23 protein-coding genes and 1 tRNA gene are annotated in these 22394 nt (G+C 56.3%); 15 read left to right on the top strand and 9 right to left on the bottom strand.

Going from position 1 to position 22394, the window contains the following annotated elements:
• Position 1 precedes the first annotated feature (1 nt).
• The 5 genes from purE to I6L40_RS01235 all read left to right on the top strand — a co-directional run bounded on the left by purE (position 2) and on the right by I6L40_RS01235 (position 3380).
• Positions 2–505 carry a 5-(carboxyamino)imidazole ribonucleotide mutase gene (purE, locus tag I6L40_RS01255; protein ID WP_033114778.1) on the top strand — a complete coding sequence of 168 codons (504 nt, stop codon included), beginning with the start codon at positions 2–4 and terminating at the stop codon, positions 503–505.
• 121 nt (positions 506–626) lie between these two features.
• Positions 627–1187, top strand: coding sequence for a Sua5/YciO/YrdC/YwlC family protein (locus I6L40_RS01250; RefSeq protein WP_071913756.1), 561 nt, complete (start codon positions 627–629; stop codon positions 1185–1187).
• 102 nt (positions 1188–1289) lie between these two features.
• Positions 1290–2198: an oxygen-dependent coproporphyrinogen oxidase gene (hemF, locus tag I6L40_RS01245; protein WP_071913758.1), complete on the top strand. Its 909-nt coding sequence runs from the start codon at positions 1290–1292 to the stop codon at positions 2196–2198.
• Between the two features lie 103 nt (positions 2199–2301).
• Positions 2302–3123 (top strand): shikimate dehydrogenase, encoded by an 822-nt coding sequence (gene aroE / locus I6L40_RS01240; protein ID WP_071913761.1) that lies wholly within the window; start codon positions 2302–2304, stop codon positions 3121–3123.
• Positions 3120–3380 (top strand): DUF1488 domain-containing protein, encoded by a 261-nt coding sequence (locus tag I6L40_RS01235; RefSeq protein WP_041209509.1) that lies wholly within the window; start codon positions 3120–3122, stop codon positions 3378–3380. Before aroE ends, I6L40_RS01235 begins: the two co-directional genes overlap by 4 nt.
• 775 nt (positions 3381–4155) lie before the next feature.
• On the opposite strand, the gene yihA is transcribed toward I6L40_RS01235, so the two are convergent.
• Positions 4156–4812 carry a ribosome biogenesis GTP-binding protein YihA/YsxC gene (gene yihA, locus I6L40_RS01230; protein WP_042031917.1) on the bottom strand — a complete coding sequence of 219 codons (657 nt, stop codon included), beginning with the start codon at positions 4810–4812 and terminating at the stop codon, positions 4156–4158.
• A 142-nt stretch (positions 4813–4954) separates the two neighbouring features.
• On the opposite strand from yihA, the gene I6L40_RS01225 reads away from it, so the two are divergent.
• The 4 genes from I6L40_RS01225 to hemN all read left to right on the top strand — a co-directional run bounded on the left by I6L40_RS01225 (position 4955) and on the right by hemN (position 8852).
• Positions 4955–5572, top strand: coding sequence for a cytochrome c (locus I6L40_RS01225; RefSeq protein ID WP_041209511.1), 618 nt, complete (start codon positions 4955–4957; stop codon positions 5570–5572).
• An 841-nt stretch (positions 5573–6413) separates the two neighbouring features.
• Positions 6414–6995, top strand: coding sequence for a Der GTPase-activating protein YihI (gene yihI, locus I6L40_RS01220; protein ID WP_071913766.1), 582 nt, complete (start codon positions 6414–6416; stop codon positions 6993–6995).
• 11 nt (positions 6996–7006) lie between these two features.
• Complete coding sequence (locus I6L40_RS01215) at positions 7007–7447, top strand: DUF2489 domain-containing protein (RefSeq protein WP_071913768.1); 441 nt, start codon at positions 7007–7009, stop codon at positions 7445–7447.
• Positions 7448–7478: 31 nt separating this feature from the next.
• Positions 7479–8852 (top strand): oxygen-independent coproporphyrinogen III oxidase, encoded by a 1374-nt coding sequence (gene hemN, locus I6L40_RS01210; protein WP_071913770.1) that lies wholly within the window; start codon positions 7479–7481, stop codon positions 8850–8852.
• A 727-nt stretch (positions 8853–9579) separates the two neighbouring features.
• Here hemN and I6L40_RS01205 read toward each other — a convergent pair.
• The 3 genes from I6L40_RS01205 to I6L40_RS01195 all read right to left on the bottom strand — a co-directional run bounded on the left by I6L40_RS01205 (position 9580) and on the right by I6L40_RS01195 (position 10869).
• A complete protein-coding gene (locus I6L40_RS01205; protein WP_033114790.1) occupies positions 9580–9948 on the bottom strand; it encodes a hypothetical protein in 369 nt (122 codons plus the stop codon).
• 1 nt (position 9949) lies between these two features.
• Complete coding sequence (locus tag I6L40_RS01200; RefSeq protein WP_071913775.1) at positions 9950–10597, bottom strand: AAA family ATPase; 648 nt, start codon at positions 10595–10597, stop codon at positions 9950–9952.
• 95 nt (positions 10598–10692) lie between these two features.
• Entirely contained in the window at positions 10693–10869 is a 177-nt protein-coding gene (locus I6L40_RS01195; RefSeq protein ID WP_181364361.1) for a hypothetical protein, read from the bottom strand.
• Between the two features lie 749 nt (positions 10870–11618).
• Between I6L40_RS01195 and arcA the strand changes: the two genes are divergently transcribed.
• The 4 genes from arcA (at position 11619) to I6L40_RS01175 (ending at position 16438) form a co-directional block, all read left to right on the top strand.
• Positions 11619–12839, top strand: a complete 1221-nt coding sequence (gene arcA / locus I6L40_RS01190; RefSeq protein ID WP_041209518.1) for an arginine deiminase — start codon at positions 11619–11621, stop codon at positions 12837–12839.
• Between the two features lie 63 nt (positions 12840–12902).
• Positions 12903–13829: a carbamate kinase gene (arcC, locus tag I6L40_RS01185; protein ID WP_011707754.1), complete on the top strand. Its 927-nt coding sequence runs from the start codon at positions 12903–12905 to the stop codon at positions 13827–13829.
• 77 nt (positions 13830–13906) lie between these two features.
• Entirely contained in the window at positions 13907–14911 is a 1005-nt protein-coding gene (gene argF / locus I6L40_RS01180; protein WP_033114793.1) for an ornithine carbamoyltransferase, read from the top strand.
• 123 nt (positions 14912–15034) lie between these two features.
• Entirely contained in the window at positions 15035–16438 is a 1404-nt protein-coding gene (locus tag I6L40_RS01175; RefSeq protein WP_043850717.1) for a YfcC family protein, read from the top strand.
• A 139-nt stretch (positions 16439–16577) separates the two neighbouring features.
• On the opposite strand, the gene I6L40_RS01170 is transcribed toward I6L40_RS01175, so the two are convergent.
• The 4 genes from I6L40_RS01170 to I6L40_RS01155 all read right to left on the bottom strand — a co-directional run bounded on the left by I6L40_RS01170 (position 16578) and on the right by I6L40_RS01155 (position 19505).
• Positions 16578–17069 carry an arginine repressor gene (locus I6L40_RS01170; protein ID WP_041209520.1) on the bottom strand — a complete coding sequence of 164 codons (492 nt, stop codon included), beginning with the start codon at positions 17067–17069 and terminating at the stop codon, positions 16578–16580.
• A 216-nt stretch (positions 17070–17285) separates the two neighbouring features.
• Positions 17286–17750 carry an aspartate carbamoyltransferase regulatory subunit gene (gene pyrI, locus I6L40_RS01165; RefSeq protein ID WP_041209521.1) on the bottom strand — a complete coding sequence of 155 codons (465 nt, stop codon included), beginning with the start codon at positions 17748–17750 and terminating at the stop codon, positions 17286–17288.
• 16 nt (positions 17751–17766) lie between these two features.
• On the bottom strand, positions 17767–18687 hold the full coding sequence (gene pyrB / locus I6L40_RS01160) for an aspartate carbamoyltransferase (protein WP_041209522.1): 921 nt from the start codon (positions 18685–18687) through the stop codon (positions 17767–17769).
• Positions 18688–18962: 275 nt separating this feature from the next.
• Positions 18963–19505, bottom strand: coding sequence for a hypothetical protein (locus I6L40_RS01155; RefSeq protein WP_071913779.1), 543 nt, complete (start codon positions 19503–19505; stop codon positions 18963–18965).
• A 201-nt stretch (positions 19506–19706) separates the two neighbouring features.
• Between I6L40_RS01155 and I6L40_RS01150 the strand changes: the two genes are divergently transcribed.
• Positions 19707–19783: transfer RNA gene (locus I6L40_RS01150), tRNA-Trp, on the top strand.
• A gap of 224 nt (positions 19784–20007) precedes the next feature.
• On the top strand, positions 20008–21378 hold the full coding sequence (locus I6L40_RS01145) for a phosphatidylserine decarboxylase family protein (protein ID WP_071913781.1): 1371 nt from the start codon (positions 20008–20010) through the stop codon (positions 21376–21378).
• A 54-nt stretch (positions 21379–21432) separates the two neighbouring features.
• Here the strand turns inward: I6L40_RS01145 and I6L40_RS01140 are convergent, their stop codons facing one another.
• On the bottom strand, positions 21433–22305 hold the full coding sequence (locus tag I6L40_RS01140; RefSeq protein WP_071913783.1) for a LysR family transcriptional regulator: 873 nt from the start codon (positions 22303–22305) through the stop codon (positions 21433–21435).
• Positions 22306–22394: the final 89 nt, after the last annotated feature.

Below are 22394 nucleotides of genomic sequence, written 5' to 3'. Positions count from 1 at the left end.
CATGAAGAAACCCTTTGTTGCCGTACTGATGGGCTCTGACTCTGATTTCCCCGTGATGCAAGCCACCCTTGAAGTGCTCAAGTCGTTTGATATCACAGTGGAAGTCAAAGTGACTTCAGCCCACCGGACTCCGGCTGCGACCCACCAGTATGTGACCGATGCCGAGGCCCGTGGCTGTAAGGTATTTATCTGTGCTGCCGGTCTGGCTGCCCATCTGGCAGGGGCAGTTGCAGGTATCACCACGCGTCCCGTGATCGGGGTGCCCATCGATGGTGGCCCGCTGAAAGGGCTGGATGCGCTGCTCTCTACCGTGCAGATGCCGGGCGGCGTACCGGTAGCGACGGTTGCCATCGGCAAGGCGGGAGCCAAGAATGCCGGTTATCTGGCAGCTCAGCTGCTGGCTGTCGCTGACGACGAGCTGGCCGCAAGAGTGCGTGCCGAACGCCAGAAGAGCGCCGAAGAGGTGATGGCGAAAGATGCTGCCCTGCAGGCGCAGCTCAAGTAAGTTTCTAGGTGGCCGCCAGTTGCACGACCTTCCCCTCCGGGATGCCGGGTTTGCAACGGTGGCCATTGTGTTGATAGCAACCCAATGATGAGGCGGCAGCTGGACTGCCGCATTTTTTCTGATGCAAAACGAATTTGAACAAGCGGTTGCCGCGCTCAAGAGCGAAGGAGTGATCGCCTATGCAACCGAGGCTGTCTTCGGTCTGGGCTGTGATCCGGATTCTGAACTGGCCGTGCAGCGTCTGCTCGATATCAAGCAGCGCCCGGTGGAGAAGGGCTTGATCCTGATTGCGGCCGAACTGGGGCAACTGCTTGATTATATCGACCTGAGTCAACTCACCGCAGAGCAGCTGGCTCGGGTTGAGGCCAGCTGGCCAGGCCCTTTTACCTGGATCATGCCTGCCAAGCCCGACACGCCCTCATGGCTGACCGGTCAGTTCGATACGTTGGCAGTGCGGGTCACGGCGCATCCGCAGGTACAAGGGCTGTGTCGGGCCTTTGGCAAGCCGCTGGTCTCTACCAGCGCCAACCTGACTGGCGAAGAGCCGGCTCGCCGCGTGGCCGATATCGGCGAACTGCTGGCAAGCAAGCTGGCCTATATCCTGCCGGGTGAGGTGGGTGGACAAGCCAACCCCTCCGAAATCAAGGATGCCAGAAGCGGCGCAATTATCCGCCCTTCCTGAATGGCGGACCGCTTTGCGGCCATGCCGGCGGGCTAGCCTGCCTGTAATATCACTATAAAAAATGAGCGGGACTCTGTAGATCCCGCCTGAGCTGGAGACAAGATGAGCAAACCGGATGTGGCCCGGGTCAAGGCCTTTCTGCTGCAGTTGCAGGACGAGATCTGCCGTGGCCTGGAGCAGGCCGATGGCCGCGGACACTTTGTGGAAGATGCCTGGAGTCGTGAAGGCCGTGGTGGTGGGCGTACCCGCGTGCTGCGCCATGGTGCAGTGATCGAGCAGGGTGGGGTCAACTTCTCCCATGTGTATGGGGATGCCATGCCGGCTTCTGCCACCGCTCATCGACCCGAACTGGCCGGTCGCAAGTTCGAGGCGATGGGGGTCTCTCTGGTGATCCATCCGCACAACCCCTATGTGCCGACCAGCCACGCCAACGTCCGTTTCTTCATTGCCGAGAAAGAGGGCGAAGAGCCCATCTGGTGGTTTGGCGGTGGTTTTGACCTGACTCCTTTCTATCCGTTTGAAGAGGATGTTCGCCACTGGCATCAGGTTTCTCACGACCTCTGTCAGCCGTTTGGCGCAGATATCTATCCGGAATTCAAATCCTGGTGCGATCGCTACTTCTTCCTCAAACATCGGGACGAGACACGCGGCGTCGGTGGCCTCTTCTTCGACGACCTGAATCGCTGGCCCTTTGCCGAGTGCTTCGCCTTTATGCAGGCGGTGGGTAACGGTTACCTTGCGGCCTATCTGCCGATTATCGAGAGGCGCAAAGGTCTTGCCTATGGCGAGCGGGAGCGGGAGTTCCAGCTCTATCGTCGCGGACGTTATGTGGAGTTCAATCTGGTGTTCGATCGGGGCACCCTGTTCGGGTTGCAAACCGGTGGCCGTACCGAGTCGATCCTGATGTCGATGCCGCCTCTGGCTCGTTGGGAGTATGACTGGCAACCGACCGCAGGCAGTCCGGAAGCCTTGCTCTACACTGATTACCTCAAGCCACGCGAGTGGTTGTGAACGAAGGGGCCATAACGGCCCCTTTTTGTTAGCCGATATTCGACTTGTTCCTGCAGGGGAAAAACCGTTAAATCGGGAGATTGCCCTATAAAGGAACTGTTTGATGGATCGTTATCTGGTTTTTGGCCACCCGGTGCGCCACAGTAAATCCCCGTTCATTCACACCCTGTTTGCCAGACAGACCCAGCAAGAGCTGGAGTACGGGTTGGCCGAACCTGCGGTGGATGAATTTGCCAACACTCTGCGGGACTTCTTTGATCGGGGCGGCAAGGGTTGCAATGTCACCGTGCCGTTCAAGGAGCAGGCATTCGCGCTGGTTGATCGGCTGAGCCCAAGGGCAAAACGGGCGGGGGCAGTCAATACCATCAAACTGACCGATGACGGTGTGCTGCTTGGCGATAACACCGATGGTGCCGGGCTGGTGGCGGATCTCAAGGCACATGGTGTGACATTGACCGGCAGCCGGATCCTGCTGCTGGGGGCAGGAGGCGCCGCTCGAGGTGCTCTGGCTCCACTGCTGGCCGAACATCCGGCCGAGGTGGTGATCGTCAACCGTACCCACGCCCGGGCAGAACAACTGGCTGCCGAATTCCGCGACCTGGGTAGTGTCAGCGCCCTGACGTATGAACAGCTGGCCGGTCATTTCGATCTTGTTATCAACTCCACATCGGCCAGTCTGCAGGGTGAGCTGCCGCCACTGGCTCCCGGTCTTATCCACGCCGATATTGCCATCTACGACATGATGTATGGTGCAACGGATACCCCCTTCATTGGTTGGGCCAAGCAACATGGCGCCCGTCAAACCATGGATGGGCTCGGCATGCTGGTCGAACAGGCTGCCGAGGCGTTTACCGTGTGGCGTGGAATCCGTCCCGGTACTAAACAGGTATTGAGAGAGTTGAAGCGTAACTTGGGGGTGATATGAACCAGGGTATTCTGTTTCCTGATCTGATGGAGTGGCAGGCCCAGGAGATGCGGGTGCATTTTCCTGCCCAGCAGATGGGGGCTCTGATCAACTGTTATATTAGCCTGCGTCGGTTGGAGAAGATGACTGGTCTGGCTCTGAGCCGAGAGGATGACATCCTGCGAGCGTTCGAAAGCGTGCGTTTTGATATTGAGGATTTTGCGGAAAAACTCATTGAAGAACAATCATTTGCTGAAGATGGCGCCATCTATCTGTAGATTTTCAAAGTTTTTTTCCTTTGCAGCGGAACTTCATCGATTTTCTGCTGACTAACTTGATAGTTGAGGAAGTGCTAGCTAGTCACCTTTATAACTCCCCGGTATTCGTACTGGGGATTTTTTTATCTATTTGAAATAAAAGTGTTTTTTATAAAGCAAAAATTCGTGAAACTAAATTACATAAATTACTTTCACTTTTTGCTGCTTTGCTGTACAGTTGTCTGCGTAGGGTACAGAGGTAAGATGTTCTATCTTTCAGACCTTTTATTTCACGTAATTGAATGTGGCTGAATAGCGGCCCCGATGAGTTTCTCGTCGGGGTGTTTTTTTATGTGCAGCATTTAGAGTAAAAGCTTTAATTTGTCGATGCGTTTGCTAAAATGGGGTCGATTCTTGAGGTACACCGGTCGTCTGGTGCTCGAGATTCAGCTTCTTCCCAATTTTTGAACTTATTGTTTAAGGCTGGATGGCAGAACTGTCGTCCGGCCTCATTTTTATCCCTTCTCTGCTTGCGATGTAATTAAATTTCATTTTTTGTCGTTTTTGGTGATTTTCATCCCTGATGTGGGGGCAGATATGAAAACGATATCAGAAATATGAAAAGTTAATTATTTTCGAGAATTAATTGTCTATCTATATGAATTTCAACCACTAACTCGCTCTTGCCAAGAGTGATATCGGGTGTGTGGGCTGGGTTGTGAGGACTGTAGGGATCTGAAAGTCTTTCAATCAGCGGAGGGGGACTCCGCCAATTGCGAGACTAGCGAGGAGTGGATCACTCCCCGGCGGGTTCTTGCTCATCTGTTTCGATGTGAGAGTCATCGGCTCCGGCGACATACCAGTTGGTCAGGGTCTGGGCCAGTTTTTCTACCCCGATATTGCTGAGGGAAGAGAAGGCTTCAACCTGGATCTGGGAACCCAGACTGGCTACGGCCTGGCGCACCTTGATCACCTGATTGTTGCGTGGGCCAGGGCTCAGCTTGTCGGCCTTGGTCAGCAGCAGCATAACCGGCAGTTCGCGATGAGCGCTCCACTCCAGCATGTTCATGTCGGTATCTTTGAGCGGATGACGGATATCCATCAGGATTACCAGCCCTTTCAATGACTCACGACGCTGCAGGTATTCTGCCAGTGACTTTTGCCACTTGAGTTTCATTTCCAGTGGAACCTGGGCATAACCATAACCCGGCAGGTCGACCAGACGTTTGCCCGGTTCCAGCTCAAACAGGTTGATCAGCTGGGTGCGGCCGGGGGTTTTACTGGTTCGGGCCAGGTTCTTGTGTTTGGTTAACGTGTTCAATGCAGATGACTTACCGGCGTTGGAACGGCCAGCAAACGCGATCTCGACACCCCCATCATTTGGCAGGTGGCGGATGTCGGGTGCGCTGGTCACAAAATGCACCTTATTGAAATTGAGAGTTTGTGTATCCAACGTAAATTCCCCATGGAGATAGAGGGTTATAGAGTTACTTTTTTGTAAAAAGGTGTAAAATGGCGTCGCTTAAACGCGTTTATTTTAACATGCCTTCAGCGGCATGGGATCTGGAAGCCTAATAACTAAAAGTTGGAACGCCATGAAGAACCTAGTCATTACTCTTGCTCTGATGGTTGGCGTAACGGGGATGGCACAAGCCAAAGGCGATGCCGCTGCGGGACAGGCCAAGGCTGCAGTTTGTGCGGCTTGTCATGGACCGGACGGAAACAGCCTGATTGATATGTACCCCAAAATTGCTGGTCAGCACGCATCATATATCAAAAAGCAGTTGGTTGAACTGAAGGCTGCCGCTTCTGGCCAAATTGGTCGGGTTGCGCCCGTTATGGGGCCGATGGCTTTGCCTTTGTCGGATCAGGACATGGATGACCTGGCGGCTTACTTCTCCAGCCAGAAAGTGACTCCGGTGGCCGTTCCTGATGACGTTGTTGCTGCAGGCAAGGCGCTTTATATGGGTGGCGACATGAGTCGCGGCCTGCCAGCCTGTACTGCTTGCCACGGGCCGCGAGGTTCCGGGGTTGAGCAGGCCAAATATCCCAGTCTCTCCGGGCAGCACCCTGCCTATATCAAAGCGCAGCTGACCGGTTTCCGTGCCGGTACCCGGGATAACGACCCGAATGGCATGATGCGCGACGTAGCCAAGAAGCTGACTGATCAGGATATCGATATGTTGTCCAAGTATGTTGCCGGACTGCACTAAGCTGATTGCGTTACCTGCAATGGATGAGAAACGGGGAGCTTGGGCTCCTCGTTGTTTTTATGGTTTTCAGATCATTCTCGGTTTAATCCTCTCGTTATGTAAGAGATCTTCCATTCCCGCGGCAGGCCAAGGCTCATAGATTTGTATAAAATTTAAAATAAAAGATATTTATCAATGGCTTATTGCTTTGTTGCGGTTTTCTGAAGCATTGGGATCTATTCAGGTAGATTGAGCGCCTTTATAGAGCTGATACATTAAGTTCAATGGATTTATCCACGGAATGGATAGCGGTTTCACAGTAGGATGCTTTGAGCACAGGATGTTTGGCATGGCGGGATGCCATGGGTTCGCAAGAACTGGCAAGGGATTGAAAGATCAGGATGGTGACCATCTCCGGAGCGGGATGGAGTTGCGGGATGCAGGCTCCCCGGCACGATGGCAGGATGCGGTCGGAACGGGTCAAACAGGCACACGCACATTCAGGAACGACCACAAGAAGGTCAGGATGACCATATAAAGATATGATGTGGCAACAAGTCGTCATGGACGGGACAAAACAGGCTGTTTTACCATTCAGGATGATCCTCACACAGACATATCAAGGCAGCTTCGGCTGCCTTTTTTCTTATTGGGTCATTAACCCGATCAGCCTTTCTGTGTCAAAATACCAGCAATATGCCCAGAGGATACCGATCCTGCGGTGTTCAGTGGCCCTGACGGGCCGGATTGATGCGGGATCCTGCTGATGTTCCGGTTTCACTGTTCCCCAGAATTGCATCCCGCCGGGTGAGATCATCCCGGAGTCGGGCTCAATCCAGTTATTTTTCGGAGTTATCCATTCATGTCTGCCAAACAACCCAATCGCAAGCCTGCTGGCAAGCGCAAAGAATCAGAAGCCAGTGCTCAGGAAGGTCGTGAGCGGAAACGTGCGGCCAAGCGCAAGGGCTTGAAAGCGGGCTCTCGCCAGCAAGTCGAGCAGCAGAAAGGCAAGTCAGCCGGCAAACAGGCCAAGGATCCGCGTATCGGTTCACGCAAGCCGGTCGCTCTGATTGTTGAAGAGAAGGGCACCAAGTCCACCGTGTCCAAGGCGGTAAAAGAGAAGAAGCTGGTGATGACTCCGGAGCAGGAGCTGGCATCCATCGAGAATGATGACCGTCTCAATGATTTGCTGGATCGCCTCGATGCCGGTGAAACCCTGGAAGCGGCCGAGCAGGCCTGGGTTGACCAGCGGGTTGACCGCTATCAGGAGCTGATGGATGAGCTTGGCATCATCGACAACGACGATGACGAAGAGACCGACGACGCCTTCGAGGAGAGCGACTATGAAGAGTCGTTCCAGCCAGCTTCTGAAGATGAGTTGTGGGATCGCTTTACCCAGGTCGATTATCAGCCCGAGACCAAACCTGAGCCGAAGAAGAAGTGATGAGTGGATGGATGCTGGCCGCCCTGTTGGGCGGCCTGATTTTGTCCGGGCTGGCCATTTATGCAGGTATGCTGCTGGCCAGACTCCGGCGCCAGCAGGCGATGCAGTGGCAGGCCATTGCAGCTCGCAATGAACGAATCCTGGAGAGCGTGCGGGTTATTGCCCATGCGGTGCAGGAGGGGCAGTGCGACTACTCCGAAGGAGCCATTCGGCTGACCAATCTGCTGGATGCGCTGCAGATCAAGGATGGGCGCCCTTTTGCCAGCGAATTTCCCGGTCTCTACGGGTTATACGAGAAGGTGAAGGATATGCCGACCCATGAGGCGCGGCGTGCACTCAAGCGCAATGAAGTGATGAAGATGGATCTCGAGCGCAGCGGTTATGAGGCCGAGCTGGAAGCCCAGATCCTCAAGGATGTGGCACAACTGAAGGATTTTCAGTTAAGCCGATAAGCCATTGATAACAAAAAGAGAGGAAGCGAGCGTGCAAGCAGGACAGATTGTGTGGGATCAGGCCCTGATCGAAAAATATAACTACAGCGGCCCGAGATATACCTCCTATCCCACGGCGCTGGAGTTCAACGAGAACTTCGGTTACCCGGATTTTGTTCGTGCTGCCGGGCAGTACCCCGAGCGTCATCTTTCTCTCTATGTTCACATCCCCTTCTGTCACAAACTCTGTTACTACTGTGGCTGCAACAAGGTCATTACCCGTCATCAGCACAAGGCTGACGAGTACCTCGATTATCTCGAACGGGAGATCAAGGCGCAGGCTCCGCTATTCAAACAGCGGCTGGTTACCCAGCTGCACTGGGGGGGGGGCACTCCTACCTATCTCGATGAAAGCCAGACCCGGCGTCTGATGGCCATGCTGCGCGAGCACTTCCATTTTGCCGATGAGGGCGAATTCAGTATTGAAGTCGATCCGCGCGAGATCGAACTTTCCATGCTGGATGTGTTGCGAGAAGTCGGGTTTAACCGTATCAGCCTGGGCGTGCAGGACTTTAACAAGGATGTGCAGGTTGCCGTAAATCGCGAGCAGGATAACGACTTCATTCGCGCCATGCTGGAACGAGCCAGAAAGCTGGGCTTTCGCTCAACCAATCTCGACCTGATTTACGGTTTGCCGCATCAAAACAAAGAGAGCTTCCACCATACGTTGGAAGAGGTGCTCAAGACGGATCCGGCGCGTCTCTCCATCTTCAACTATGCCCATCTGCCCAGTCGCTTTGCTGCGCAGCGCAAGCTGAAGGAAGAGGATATGCCTGCTCCGCAGGAGAAGCTGGCTATGTTGCAGGGGACTATTGCGTTCCTTACCGGCCGCGGTTATCAGTTCATCGGCATGGATCACTTTGCCAAGCCGGATGATGAGCTGGCTGTGGCACAACGCGAAGGCAAGCTGCATCGCAATTTCCAGGGCTATACCACCCAGGGGGATTGCGATCTGCTTGGGCTGGGCGTCTCCTCCATCAGCATGATCGGCGATGCCTACTCGCAGAATCAGAAAGAGCTCAAAACCTATTACGCTCAGGTCGAGGAGTTGGGGCATGCACAATGGAAAGGGTGCTCGCTCAATCAGGATGACCTGATCCGCCGTGAAGTGATCAAGCGGCTTATCTGTGACTTTCGTTTGAACTTCATCACCATTGAGCAGACATTTGGCTTGGATTTCAAAGAGTACTTCGCCGAGGATCTCAAGCTGCTACAGACCTTTATCGACGATGGGTTGGTGCGTATGACAGATACGGGGCTCGAGGTATCTTCCACAGGGCAGCTGTTGATCCGCAATATCTGCATGTGCTTCGACGTCTACCTGCGCAACAAGGCTCGCCAGCAGCAGTTCTCTCGCGTGATATAAGTTTTGCTTGCCGGTCAGAAAACAGAAAGGGGCGCCATCAGTGGCGCCCCTTTCATATGCATGTCTTTTGCTTGAGCCAGTGACGCTGGAAGGTCTTGGCAAGAAAGCGCTGCGAGTGGGGCAAGCAATTGCCCAGTGAAACGCAGATAAAAAGATGGGGGCGACTTGCGTCGCCCCCGGTAGTCGTATCGCTCATATCCTTGAACGAAGTTGCTCCCTGCAATCCCTGACTGTTTACCTCTTCCTTTAGGTTTCCCCTTCCCAATCCTTTGGGGTGTCCTTTAGCCATCTTGGCCTGACGAGTCATCCTGTCCCGCCGCACTTTCTCCGTCCTGGGAGGTGTCCTTTGCCACATCCTGTGACTAGTCCATTTGCCCAACCCTGGCAGCCAGTCTTCCTGACCGACTTCATTGCGTCCGTGCATGAGTAACTATAAGGATTTTCCGGGAGGCGACAATGGCAAGTTGGAAAACGTTTTTGTGTTGATGGTTAACGAAAGCAATGGCTTTCGATTTATTTGATATAAAACATTGTGTTATTAAAATTCACTGCTGTTTTTAAGACGTTATCTTCCGATTATTTCGAGAATATTTTGAGCGTATTGCTCACATATTTAATGGCTGATCTCTTACGCGGCATTATGGTTGCTGTGGAAACAAATATGTCGTCCTGATGGTGATGTCTTTCACCAGCAGGAAAAGGGGAACTTGAGCAAGAAAAGGCGGGGTCAGGAGCGCTGATTGAGGCGTTCGTATATGGTCTGCCGCTCTTCAGGGCTGAGCGATGAGAAGTAGTGAGTAAAGAGGCGCAGCAGCAGAGATTTGTTCATGCCGTCCTGCTGGGTCAGATTGCCCAACTCATCGATGGCGACGGTACTCATGGAGAAGGTCGCCTTCTTGTAACTGGGCTTGAGGTGTTCGCCGCTCTCGATGAATGCCAGTGCCGTAAGGGCTTCGTCCCGGTGCAGGCTCAGCTCCAGACTGACCACCTTGGGCTTGCCTTTGGCGTAGAACTCCGCATCTTCGATAAACTCGTCGACGGTAAAGTTCTTCTGGTGGTGCAACTGGTGCTTCTTCTTCAGATCGGCCAGACCCATCTCACACCCCCACTTGCAGGAACTCTTTGGCGATGGCACGGATCTCTTCGGCGGATTTGCCATCCGGCTCGATCTCCATCACCGACAACCCCTTCTCCTCGCTGTCGTCGTAGACGTTGCGTCCATAGGTGATGGCATTAAGCACATCTACCCCAAAGGAGGAGCAAACTTCTTTCGCTTCCAGAATCCGTTTTACTTGATTGGGCAGGGAAGGGCACTGGGTCAGCACCACAGCCGCATGGAGGGCCGGGTTGACCATCTTGCAGGTGGTGATGAGATCTTCCATATGGGGCAGGGTCTTGAGATCCCGGCGTTTGGGGCGCAGCGGGATAAGAGCGTGGGTAGCGACTGCCATGGTAGAACGCAGCGCCCGGTTGTCTTGCCCGCCACAGTCGACGATGACGTAGTCGTAGCGGTTTTTCAGACTGAGCAAGTCGTTGCGGATATTGCCGTAGAGCTGGACGCAGTTGATTTGTGGCAGTTCCGGATTGTCATTGCGCTCCTGAATCCAGTCGGAGGTGGTGCGCTGGGGATCGCAGTCGACCAGCAAAACTTCCCCCTGAAACTGGGATCTGAGGTAGACCGCCAGATTTTGCGCCAGGCAGCTCTTGCCACTCCCTCCTTTTTCTCCGCCAACCAACAAGATCATGACGTTCCCCTATCCATGAGAAAACCGCTGTTTTCAGTATAGGAGGGGCTGCTCTCATAACAAGGCAGGAGGTGGTTTGCCTCCCGCCCAATCTATTAGTAGTGCTGACTACCGCCGCTGGAGCGGCACACATAGTCGGGTACCAGCGTCTGGGGGGCCTTGTCGACATGGCATACCACCATGGGCACGGCCGGGGCTCCTTCTGCCTGCGTGAGGCTGGGTACGAGAGGCAGCAACAGGGTTGCGAACAGCAGCATGGACTTCATTTTCATAAAAACTCCTTGGTAACACCATTCATACGTGATCTGGATCACTTTTTGAGTTAAGCCGAGGTTCGACCCAGCGCAAGGAAGAGCGAATAAATTCAGCCAATGAAAAAACTCTCAAAAGAAACCTGATGGCAGGTACTGAATCTCTGGCGGCCAAGATGCTGACTTTGTGCATATTAATGAGCAACCGATAGCTGGGCGGTAATGATATGAGCCGCTGTGCGACCAAGCTGGCGTGAATGCCATGATCTGGGACAAGAAAAGAATTATGCAGAGTGAGAAGGATGGGTGACTTTTTATTTATTGGTTAGAGGCGATGAGAGGGTGACATTATTCATATTAGTGCATGGTAAATTCATGGAATATTTTTCATTTAACCTAACCAATTGAAATTAATTACATTTCCTTTTTGTTTCTATCCATTTTGAGAGTGGGGTAATGAATGAAATGGCTTTCAATATGAAATATAAAGGGCTTTTTTTAAGTATGTATGCGGGCTTGGTGAATAAGAGAATGTGGGATCTGTTACCCCTATCAAAGATCTTTTCATGAATTTATTCAGTTCTGAGTGAATGTGATCAATCTCTAAGTTTGCAGTGATTGGCAGGTCTAACCTCGCTCTCGAAAGGCAAGGGCAGGATAGAACACAAGCCGAGTACCCTACATAAAGAATATCCCGCCTTAGCCACGAGCATGAATAGAAGGAATCTATTCAATCACTCGCAGGGACCACTGCTAGACGGAATATAATCATGAGCAAATTTTATGTAGGTTCTGAAGTTGGCCAATTGCGCCGTGTCATGTTGCACCGCCCCAACCTCAGTCTGAAGCGTCTGACTCCTTCCAACTGCCAGGATCTGCTGTTTGATGACGTCCTGTCTGTTGAACGCGCCGGTCAGGAGCACGACAAATTCGCTCAGGTACTGCGCGATCAGAATGTCGAAGTTTTCCTGCTGACCAATCTGCTGGCCGAGACTCTGGATGTGCCGGAAGCCAAAACCTGGCTGCTGCAACATCAGGTCTCCGACTATCGCCTCGGCTCTTCTTTTGCCAACGATGTGCGCTGCTTCCTGGCTGACATGCCGCACCGCGAACTGGCCCGCATTCTCTCCGGCGGCCTGACCTACTCCGAGATGCCCTACAGCGGCGTCAACATGGTAGTAGGCATGCACGCACCGACCGATTTCATCATCGAGCCGCTGCCCAACCACCTCTTTACCCGCGACACCTCCTGCTGGGTTTACGGTGGCGTCTCCATCAACCCGATGGCCAAGGCCGCTCGTCGTCGTGAGACCAACCATGTGAAGGCCATCTACCGTTGGCACCCGCAGTTCGCCGGTCAGGACTTCATCAAATACTTCGGTGATGAAGATCGCGATTACGACAACTCCACCATCGAGGGTGGCGACGTGCTGGTTATCGGCCGCGGCGCCGTGCTGATCGGCATGTCCGAGCGCACCACCCCGCAAGGTGTAGAGCATCTGGCTCGCGGCCTGTTCAAACACGGTCAGGCCAAACAGGTTATCGCCATGCAATTGCCGAAACACCGTAGCTGCATGCACCTGGATACCGTGATGACCCACATGGACATCGACACCTTCTCCGTCTATCCGGAAGTCATCCGCAAGGATGTGAACTGCTGGAGCCTGACTCCGGGCGGCGCTACCGGCATGAACATCAAGGAAGAGGGTTACTTCGTCACCGCCATCGAGAAGGCGCTGGGTGTGGATCAGCTCAAGCTCATCACCACTGGTGGTGACACCTTCGAGGCCGAGCGCGAGCAGTGGAACGACGCTAACAACGTGCTGACCGTGCGCCCCGGCGTGGTGGTGGGTTACGAGCGCAATACCTACACCAACGAGAAGTACGACAAGGCTGGCATCACAGTGCTGCCCATCCCGGGTGAAGAGCTGGGACGTGGTCGCGGCGGCGCCCGCTGCATGAGCTGCCCGATGGAACGCGACGGCATCTAACAAGACGGCGTGGCGCCGGCAAGATGCCGGCGCCACAGATACCAAGACTCGAGAGTAACACTCATGAAAAAACCAACTGTCGTCGTCGCCCTGGGTGGCAATGCTCTGCTCCGTCGTGGCGAGCCGCTCGAAGCTGACATCCAGCGCAAGAACATCGCCACCGCCGCCAAGACCATCGCCCTGATCGCTCAGGAGTACAACGTGGTGCTGGTGCATGGCAATGGCCCGCAAGTCGGCCTGCTGGCCCTGCAAAACAGCGCCTACACCAAGGTATCCCCCTATCCGCTGGATGTGCTGGGTGCCGAGTCCCAGGGCATGATCGGCTACATGCTGATCCAGGAGCTAAAAAACCTGATGCCGAGCCGCAACGTTACCGCGCTGCTGACTCAGGTGCAGGTCGATCCCAAGGATCCGGCATTCGCCAACCCGACCAAATTTATCGGCCCCGTCTACGAAGAGGCTGAAGCCCGCACCCTGGCAGAAGAGAAGCACTGGGTGGTCAAGGCTGACGGCAAGTTCTTCCGCCGCGTAGTGCCGTCCCCGCTGCCCCAGCGCATCGTCGAAGGCGACGCCATCGAAACCCTGATTGCCCAGGGTCACCTCATCATCTGTACCGGTGGTGGTGGTATCCCGGTGACCTGGGATGGTCAGAGCCTGACCGGTATCGAAGCCGTCATCGACAAGGATATGTCTGCCGCCTATCTGGCCAAGCAGATCAAGGCCGACGCCCTGCTGATCCTGACCGATGCCGATGCCGTCTACCTGGATTGGGGCAAACCGACCCAGCGTCCACTGCGGATCACCAGCCCGGACGAGCTGGCCGGGGTCAAGTTCGACGCAGGTTCCATGGGACCGAAAGTCGAAGCCTCCTGTGAATTTGTCAAAGCGACCGGCGGCATGGTCGGCATCGGCTCTCTGGAAGATGGCCTCGCCATCCTCAAGGGTGAAGCCGGTACCAATATCGTCGCCACCCGTACCGTGAATGCGTAGTTACAAATCTGTACTGAAGAATGCGTAGTCAACACTACTGCCTAAATTGGTCTGAACAAATATAGAGAGAACTCATCATGGCTTTTAATCTGCGTAACCGTAACTTCCTGAAACTGCTGGACTTCACCCCGCGCGAAATCCAATACATGATCGATCTGGCCATCGACCTGAAGAAAGCCAAATACGGTGGCTACGAGCGCAAGCATCTGGTTGGCAAGAACATCGCCCTGATTTTCGAGAAGACCTCCACCCGTACCCGTTGTGCGTTTGAAGTGGCGGCCTTCGACCAGGGCGCGCAAGTCTCCTACCTTGGCCCAAGCGGTTCCCAGATCGGTCACAAGGAGTCCATGAAGGACACCGCCCGGGTACTGGGTCGCATGTATGACGGTATCGAATACCGTGGCTACGGTCAGGAGATCGTGGAAGAGCTGGGTGCCTACGCCGGTGTACCGGTGTGGAACGGCCTGACCAACGAATTCCACCCGACCCAGATTCTGGCTGACTTCATGACCATGCTGGAGCACGGCAAGGGCAAGCGTCTGGATCAAATCAAGTTCGCCTACCTGGGTGATGCCCGCAACAACATGGGTAACTCCCTGATGGTCGGCGCAGCCAAAATGGGTATGGATATCCGTCTGGTCGCTCCGAAAGCCTTCTGGCCGGAAGAAGAGCTGGTTGCCAAGTGCCGCCTGATCGCCGAAGAGACCGGCGCACGCATCACCCTGACCGAAGATGTCAAAGAGGGTGTGCTGGGCACCGACTTCCTCTACACCGACGTCTGGGTATCCATGGGTGAAGCGAAAGAAGCATGGGATCAGCGCGTCAAACTGATGACTCCGTATCAGGTCAACATGGATGTCATCAACGCCACCAAGAACCCGGATGTGAAGTTCATGCACTGCCTGCCGGCGTTCCACAACGACGAGACCACCATGGGCAAGGAAGTGGCTGACAAATATGGCATGAAAGGTCTGGAAGTGACCGAGGATGTGTTCGAATCCGAGCACAGCATCGTGTTCGACGAGGCCGAAAACCGGATGCACACCATCAAGGCAGTGATGGTTGCTACGCTGGGCGACTAAGGTCGCAGTAGTGGTGCCGGGGGGTGACCCCCGGCTTTTCGACCATGTGACAGCGGCATAATACCTCTAACCCTACAACCCGCAGCCTGCATGGATACCACACCCACAGAAGGAAGCTGGACCATGACCAAATTCAAGTTCCCGTCAGCCTACACGATACTGTTTGTGCTGATCGCCCTGGTGGCCGCCCTGAGCTGGATAGTGCCGGCCGGCAAATATGAGATGACCATGAACGAAGCCCTCGGCAAAGAAGTGCCGGTGGCGGGTACCTACAAGCTGGTAGAGGGCAATCCCCAGGGGATCGTCGACGTGCTGCTGGCGCCGATCGATGGTCTCTACAACCATGACACCTATCAGGCAGGCGCCATCGACGTCTCCCTGTTTATCCTGATCATCGGTGGTTTTCTTGGCATTGTGACCAAGACCGGTGCCATCGATGCCGGTATCGAACGCGTGACCGACCGTCTGCGTGGCCGTGAAGAGTGGATGATCCCGATCCTGATGGCGCTGTTCGCCGCAGGCGGCACCATCTACGGCATGGCCGAAGAGTCGCTGCCCTTCTACACCCTGCTGGTGCCGGTGATGATGGCCGCCCGCTTTGACCCGGTGGTGGCTGCTGCAACTGTGTTGCTGGGTGCCGGTATCGGTACTCTCGGTTCCACCATCAACCCGTTTGCGACCGTTATCGCTGCCAACGCGGCGGGTATCTCCTTCACCGACGGTATCTGGCTGCGCGTTGCCATGCTGGTGGCTGGCTGGTTGATCTGCGTTGCCTACGTCATGCGTTACGCCAAGATGGTGCGCAACGACCCGAGCAAATCGCTGGTGGCTGACAAGTGGGATGAAAACCGTGCCCATTTCCTCGGCAACAAGAGCGACCAGATGCTGGAGTTCACCCTGACCCGTAAAATCGTGCTGGGTATCTTCGTCGCCGCCTTCGCCGTGATGATCTACGGTGTGGCCGTGCTGGGCTGGTGGATGGCGCAGATCTCCGGCGTCTTCCTGGCTGCTGCCATCATCGTCGGCCTCATCTCCCGGATGAGCGAGGAGGAGCTGACCTCCAACTTCATCGACGGTGCTCGCGACCTGCTCGGTGTGGCGCTGATCATCGGTATCGCCCGCGGTATCGTGGTGGTAATGGACAACGGCATGATCACCCACACCATCCTGCACAGCGCAGAAGGGATCGTGACCGGCCTCTCCACCGTGGTGTTCATCAACGTGATGTTCCTGCTGGAAGTGGTGCTCTCCTTCCTGGTGCCGTCCTCATCCGGTCTGGCCGTGCTGACCATGCCGATCATGGCGCCGCTGGCCGACTTCGCCAACGTAGGCCGTGAGCTGGTGGTGACTGCTTACCAGTCTGCCTCCGGTCTGGTGAATCTGGTGACCCCGACCTCCGCCGTGGTTATGGGCGGTCTGGCCATCGCCAAGGTGCCTTATGTGCGCTACCTGAAGTGGGTGGCTCCGCTGCTCGGTATCCTGACCGTGCTGATCGTGGCCTGCCTGAGCCTGGGTGCCATGCTCTAAGCCACAACCAAGATGACGCTGAAGACGGGAGCCGCTGGCTCCCGTTTTTTATGGAGGCAAGAAGAGATGGGCACAAAGTAGCGGCCAACAAAAAGGCGACCCTGAGGTCGCCTTTTGCTTGTTCGTTGTGTGGCAGTAGCTAGCGCGCCTGCTCCAGCGTGCGCACCACGGCAGCGTGGGCCTGACGGGTGCGGCTGATATGGCGCGGCGCGACCAGCACCACGTCGTTGCCGGCCACGGCGCCCATGATCTCGGGATTGGCGTTGCGATCGAGCAGACGGGCCACCACGGTGGCGGCGCCGGGAGTGGTGTGGATCAGCACCATCTGCTGGTTGTGCACCACTTCGCGCACCATGTCGTGGATGGAGCGGGTGCTGCCGGCGGGCTCCAGCTGCTCGTCGACCAGGGTGTAGACCTTCTTGCCATTGGCATTCTGCGCCTTGGCGACGCCGAGACGGCGCAGCAGGCGGGAGATGGTGGACTGGCTGATGTCGGCAAAGCCCCGCTCCGACAGCTCGCGGCGGATCTCTTCCTGAGTGCTGTAGCAGTGCTGGCCGATGATCTGGCGACAGGCATCCAGCTGGGCCAGATCGGGCTCTTGGGCAACGGGACGGCTGAGGGTTTTGACCACGGCGACTTCCTTTGACGATGATCGGGGATGAGCGCTCGATATCTGCCAAATTTGCTGCTTGTTAGCGGAAAATCTTGGCAATCAGGTGATTGGCAGGGAATGAGCGGGCTTTACCATATTGGATGGCAAATTATAGCCGACTGGGAATTTGGTGATGTGACAGGGTTCAAAAATGGGCCCCTTGGGGCCCACATGAATATCTTTTGATTCTGGCTATCAGTAGCGTTCGCTGACGATGTCCTGAGTGAAGGACTTCTCGCAGTATTTGCACTTCATCCGCACCGCGCCCTTCACCTCGCGTACCCGGAAGTAGCTCTCAACCGGTTCGTTGTGGGAGATGCAGTTGGAGTTGGGGCAGTGGAACACCCCGGCGATGAACTCCGGCAACTCCAGCTGATGCTTCTTCACCACATTGAAGTCTTCGATGATGTTGACGGTCGCTTTCGGGGCGAACAGCGCCAGCTGGTTGGCCTGCTGCTCGGTCAGGCGGGTGTTCTCAATCTTGATGAGATCCTTTTTGCCGAGCGCGCCGGATTTCAGGTTGAAGCCGACGGTGATCCGCTCCTGGGTCTCCACCAGCTGGAACAGCTTGAGGATCTTGATGCCCTGGCCGGCGGGGATGTGGTCGATGACGGAGCCGTGACGGATGGCTTCGACTTGCAGTTGGTTCTTGTCAGACATGTTGTTCCCCTTTCCCTTAGACAGTTTCGTTCAGTACCAGTGCCAGCAGAGCCTGGCGTGCATAGACCCCGTTCTCCGCCTGCTGGAAGTAGTAGGCGTGAGGGGTCTTGTCGACCGCCACATCGATCTCGTCGACGCGGGGCAGGGGATGCAGGATCTTCATGGTGGGCTTGGCCCCTTCCAGGGTCGCCAGCTCCAGGATGAACTTGGCGGCCATGTGTTTGTACTCGGTCTCGTCGAAGCGCTCTTTCTGGACGCGAGTCATGTAGAGGATGTCCAGCTCCGGCATCACCTCCTCCATGGTCTCGTGGATGCTGAACTGAATGCCCTTCTCTTCCAACTCTTCGCAGATGTAGTCCGGCATCGCCAGCGCTTCCGGGGAGATGAAGAAGAAGCGGCAGTTGAACAGGCTGAGAGCCTGCGCCAACGAGTGGACGGTGCGGCCGTACTTGAGGTCACCGACGAAGGCGACGTTGAGGCCGTCCAGCTTGCCCTGGGTCTCGCGGATGGAGAAGAGGTCGAGCAGGGTCTGGGTCGGATGCTGGTTGGAGCCGTCGCCGCCGTTGATGACCGGCACGCGGGAGAACTCGGAGGCGAGGCGGGCAGCCCCCTCTTTCGGATGACGCATCACCACCGCATCGGTGTAGGAGCCGATGATCTTGATGGAATCAGCCAGGGTCTCGCCCTTCTTGGCGCTGGTGTTGCCACCGTCGGCGAAGCCGATGATGTTGCCGCCGAGGCGCTGCACCGCGGTCTCGAAGGAGAGGCGGGTGCGGGTGGAGGCTTCGAAGAAGCAGCTGGCAACCAGCTTGTCTTTCAGCAAGCGGGTATCGGGTTCGGCCTTCAACCGTTGTGCGGTTGAGACTACCAGTTCCATTTCAGACCGGGTCAGGTCCGTGATGGAGATGACATGTTTCTTGTAGAGTGGATTGGTCATCGTCTGCATTCCCTTTGACATCATTGGAGGTTTTTCGGGCACAAAAAAAAGCCCCTGGAAACAGGGGCTTTTTTTAAAAATAACTGGGGAACATCGGGTCGGAAACCGGAAACAACGGGGCCGCTCTGGTGCGCTCCACCCGTTTGCAAAGCTGTTTTTTTCATCAAAAACGGCATCTTCCTGTCCCGACCTTGTTCAAAACCGGACAGATTATAGGGCTGCATTTTTAATTGTCAAAATTTTATTTTCCATGCCTATTTTGACCTGAAAAACGTTTAAGTGGCGCGAACGGGGCGGCAAACCCACACCTGATGCGTTGCCTGCAACGGCTCGCCATCGCGGGCCATGGCGCGCAGATAACCGAGTCTGTGGTGCCCCTCCAGCAGGCAGAAGGGGTGGGGCAGGGGATAGCCGTTCGGGTAACTGGCTCCCGCCTCCGGCGCCAGCACGATCACCGGCTCGGGCCAACTCCCTTCGCTCAGCATCTTCTCGCCGAGCCAGGAGCGACGGACATAGCGATTGCTGCGCAGCATCTCGCCCCAGCGCTCGATCACCTCCATGTGACGGGAGTCTATCTGCTCGATAATCTGCGCGGTGGGCCAGCTTTCGCATGCGAACTGGTGGCTGGCGAGATCGATAAAGCTCCAGTTGGACTCAAAACCGCGCCAATGACGGTAAATCCACTGGGAAAGCACATTTTCGGGGATGAAGGGCACCAGCGGGGCGACCCGGGCCAGGTAGTCGGGCAGGGACTCTGTTTTGCGTTCGTCCCTGAAGTTGAGGGGCGCAAGTTGTTGTAGCAGTCGGTAATTGAGCATAAGCAGCCTCCCGGTACCTGCTTTCACCCTACCCCCATTTATGCCCCATTCCTACCCCGCTGAGTCTGGAAATACAGCAAGTTACCCCTCGTTGCTGCACAAATCGGCGTGACTTGTTCGGGATTTGTGCAATCGCATTAAAAGTGTGAAAAAAGCCTTTACCTTTGAAACCCGCTTTGTATACTACGCCTCGTTTGTTGCAGGGGCGTAGTTCCAATTGGTAGAACAGCGGTCTCCAAAACCGATGGTTGCGGGTTCGAGTCCTGCCGCCCCTGCCATTTAATTCAAGAAAAGCCAGCTCATCGAGCTGGCTTTTCGCTTTCTGGCGTTTGCCACTCTTCCCGCTAGCTCTCTTTCTTGCCGTTTGCCTCTGCCACATCTGTCAATTGAGGCCTCTCTACCCCTGTGCTACACCTTGCTTCTTGTCAGATGGTGCCCTGTTGCCCGGCGTCTGTACTGCATCCGGTTGGCCTGAGGCGCTTCAATCCAAGGAGACAGATCGATGAACAAAGCGGTGGAGACTCGTCACAATCACACCCACGCTGGCGGCTGGGTACCCCGGGATCAGGTGCATGTGGAGCGCTGGGTGCAGCGGCTGCGGCAGGCGGTTACCCGTCAGCCCCGCCCGCTGGTGGCACCGATCGCCGAGCTGAAGGCGCTGGTCGAGCAGGAGCCGGCGCTGCATCTGCAGGCGCAGGCGATGTTTGACGAGGCGTGGCAGCACAAGCACAGAACCCCGCTCGGTCAGGTCGAGGTACGCAGCTTCGAAGAGTTTCTGCTGCTGCTCAATGGCATCATGACCACGGCGCCGGAAGCCTATCAGGATGTGCAGAGCCACGAACCGGCCGGGCTCATCGGCTTTCCCATCAATGCCCTGCTCAACTGGCCCATGGCGACGGCTGCCGGTTACGGCTTCTTTGCCAACGAGCTGGTGAACCAGCAGCTGCGCAAGATCCTCGGCTACTGGGCCAATTTCCTGCAAAGCCCGGCGTCACGCTATGTGCTGACCGAGTCGGTCAGTCCGCTTGATCGCCAGACCCTGATCGTCCCCTGGTTGGGGGACGTGGCGAAACAGGAGATGGTCAAGGTGGCGCAAGGGGCGCTCGGTGCCGGTGACAACCCCACACCGGACAGCTTCGAGGGGATCTTCCACTCCACTCCGGGTGCCGAATATGAAGGGTTTGCCAGCTGGGACGACTTCTTCACCCGCCGCTTTCGCCCCGGCGTGCGGCCGGTAGCTGCTCCCGACGATGACAACGTGATCGCCAACGCCTGCGAATCGGCCCCGCTGCAGGTGGCCAAAAGAGTGCGTCGGCAGGACTCCTTCTGGCTCAAGGGGCAGCCCTACTCGCTGGACAACCTGCTCGACTTCGACCTGCGCGCCGCCCAGTTCGAGGGGGGCACCATCTATCAGGCCTTCCTCAGCGCTCTCAGCTATCACCGCTGGCACAGCCCGGTGAGCGGCACAGTGCGCTCGGTCAAGGTGGTCAACGGCAGCTACTACCTGGCCAACCGCCATCAGGGTTTTGGCAACCTCGATGGCGCCGACCCGAGCGCCCCCAACCAGTCGCAACCCTTCCTCACCGCGGTGGCGACCCGCGCCCTGATCTTTATCGAGGCGGACAATCCCAAAATCGGTCTGATGTGCGTGGTGCCGGTCGGGATGGCCGAAGTGTCGAGCTGCGAGGTGACGGTGCAGCCGGGGCAGCGGATCGAGAAGGGTGAACAGCTGGGGATGTTCCACTTCGGTGGCTCCACCCACTGCCTGCTGTTCCGCCCCGGAGTCGAGCTGGAGTTCGATTTCTATGGCCAGCAGCCGGGACTGGAGGCGACCAACCTGAGGATCAATACGGCGCTGGCACGGGTCAAATAACCCAGCCGCCGGACAGTAAAAGGCCGCCCTTGAGGCGGCCTTTTTGTTTGTGCATCAGCTGGCGCCGACCTGCGTCTTTAGGGTTTCCATCAACCGCTGATGGCGGGCGGGAAGCGGCCACTCGGCGCGGTAGATCAGCCAGAGGGTGTCGATCACCTCGATCCGGCTCTGGAGCACCCGGATCTTCTCCTGTTGGGCAAAGGCGGTGACGGCGAAGCGGGGCAGCACGGTAAAGCCAAGGCCACGGGCGACCGGCTCCAGGATCAGGCCGATCTGGTTGGTAAAGCCGCGCAGCGGGATCTCGTCGAAGCGCTGGCCGGGGTAGCGTCGTCCCAGCAGGCGCTGAGCCATGCTGCGGCCATCCGGGTGATCGATAAAGCCGAGCTGACAGAGGTGCTGCCAGCTCTGCTCCTCGCCATCGTTGGGTACCACCAGACAGAGGGGTTCGCGGGCGAAGGGCTCGGCGGCGATGCTGGGGTGCTCCGGCGGTTGATCCACCAGTCCCAGATCGCTGCGCCCTGCCAGTACCGCCTGCACTATGTCGGGGGTGGGGGCAAAGCGGTGCTGGATGGTGAGTCCGGGATGCTCCTGTTGCTGGTCGAGCAGCAGGGGATAGAGCAGCAGGCCGATGCTGCCGGGGGTGGTGAGGGTGATGGCGCCGCGGTGAGGATCGTCGTCAGAGAGACGGGCTCGCAGCTGTTCGGCGGCCTGCTCCTGCTGGCGGGCAAAGTCGAGCAGCACCAGCCCGCGCGGGGTGAGCTCCAGCAGACGGGGTTTGCGCAGCAGCAGGGGGCCGAATTCGGCCTCGAGGCGCGAGATATGCTGACTGACGGCGGCCTGAGTGAGATCCAGCCGATCGGCGGCACGGGTAAAACTGCCGGTTTCATGCACCACCACCAGGGTGTGGAGCCAGAGTGGATTAACCATAAATTTAATTTATGCCTTCCATTAGTTTGACCTTATTTTTCATTATGGTGCCTCTTCCTATCATGTCACCTGTTTCCCACACACAATTT

Origin of the sequence: Aeromonas sp. FDAARGOS 1410 (assembly GCF_019048745.1) — a bacterium.
In the GTDB taxonomy this organism is placed as follows: Bacteria; Pseudomonadota; Gammaproteobacteria; order Enterobacterales; family Aeromonadaceae; genus Aeromonas; species Aeromonas jandaei.
The sequence above is the reverse complement of the archived record's forward strand: the minus strand, read 5'-3'. Positions and strand labels throughout refer to the sequence as shown.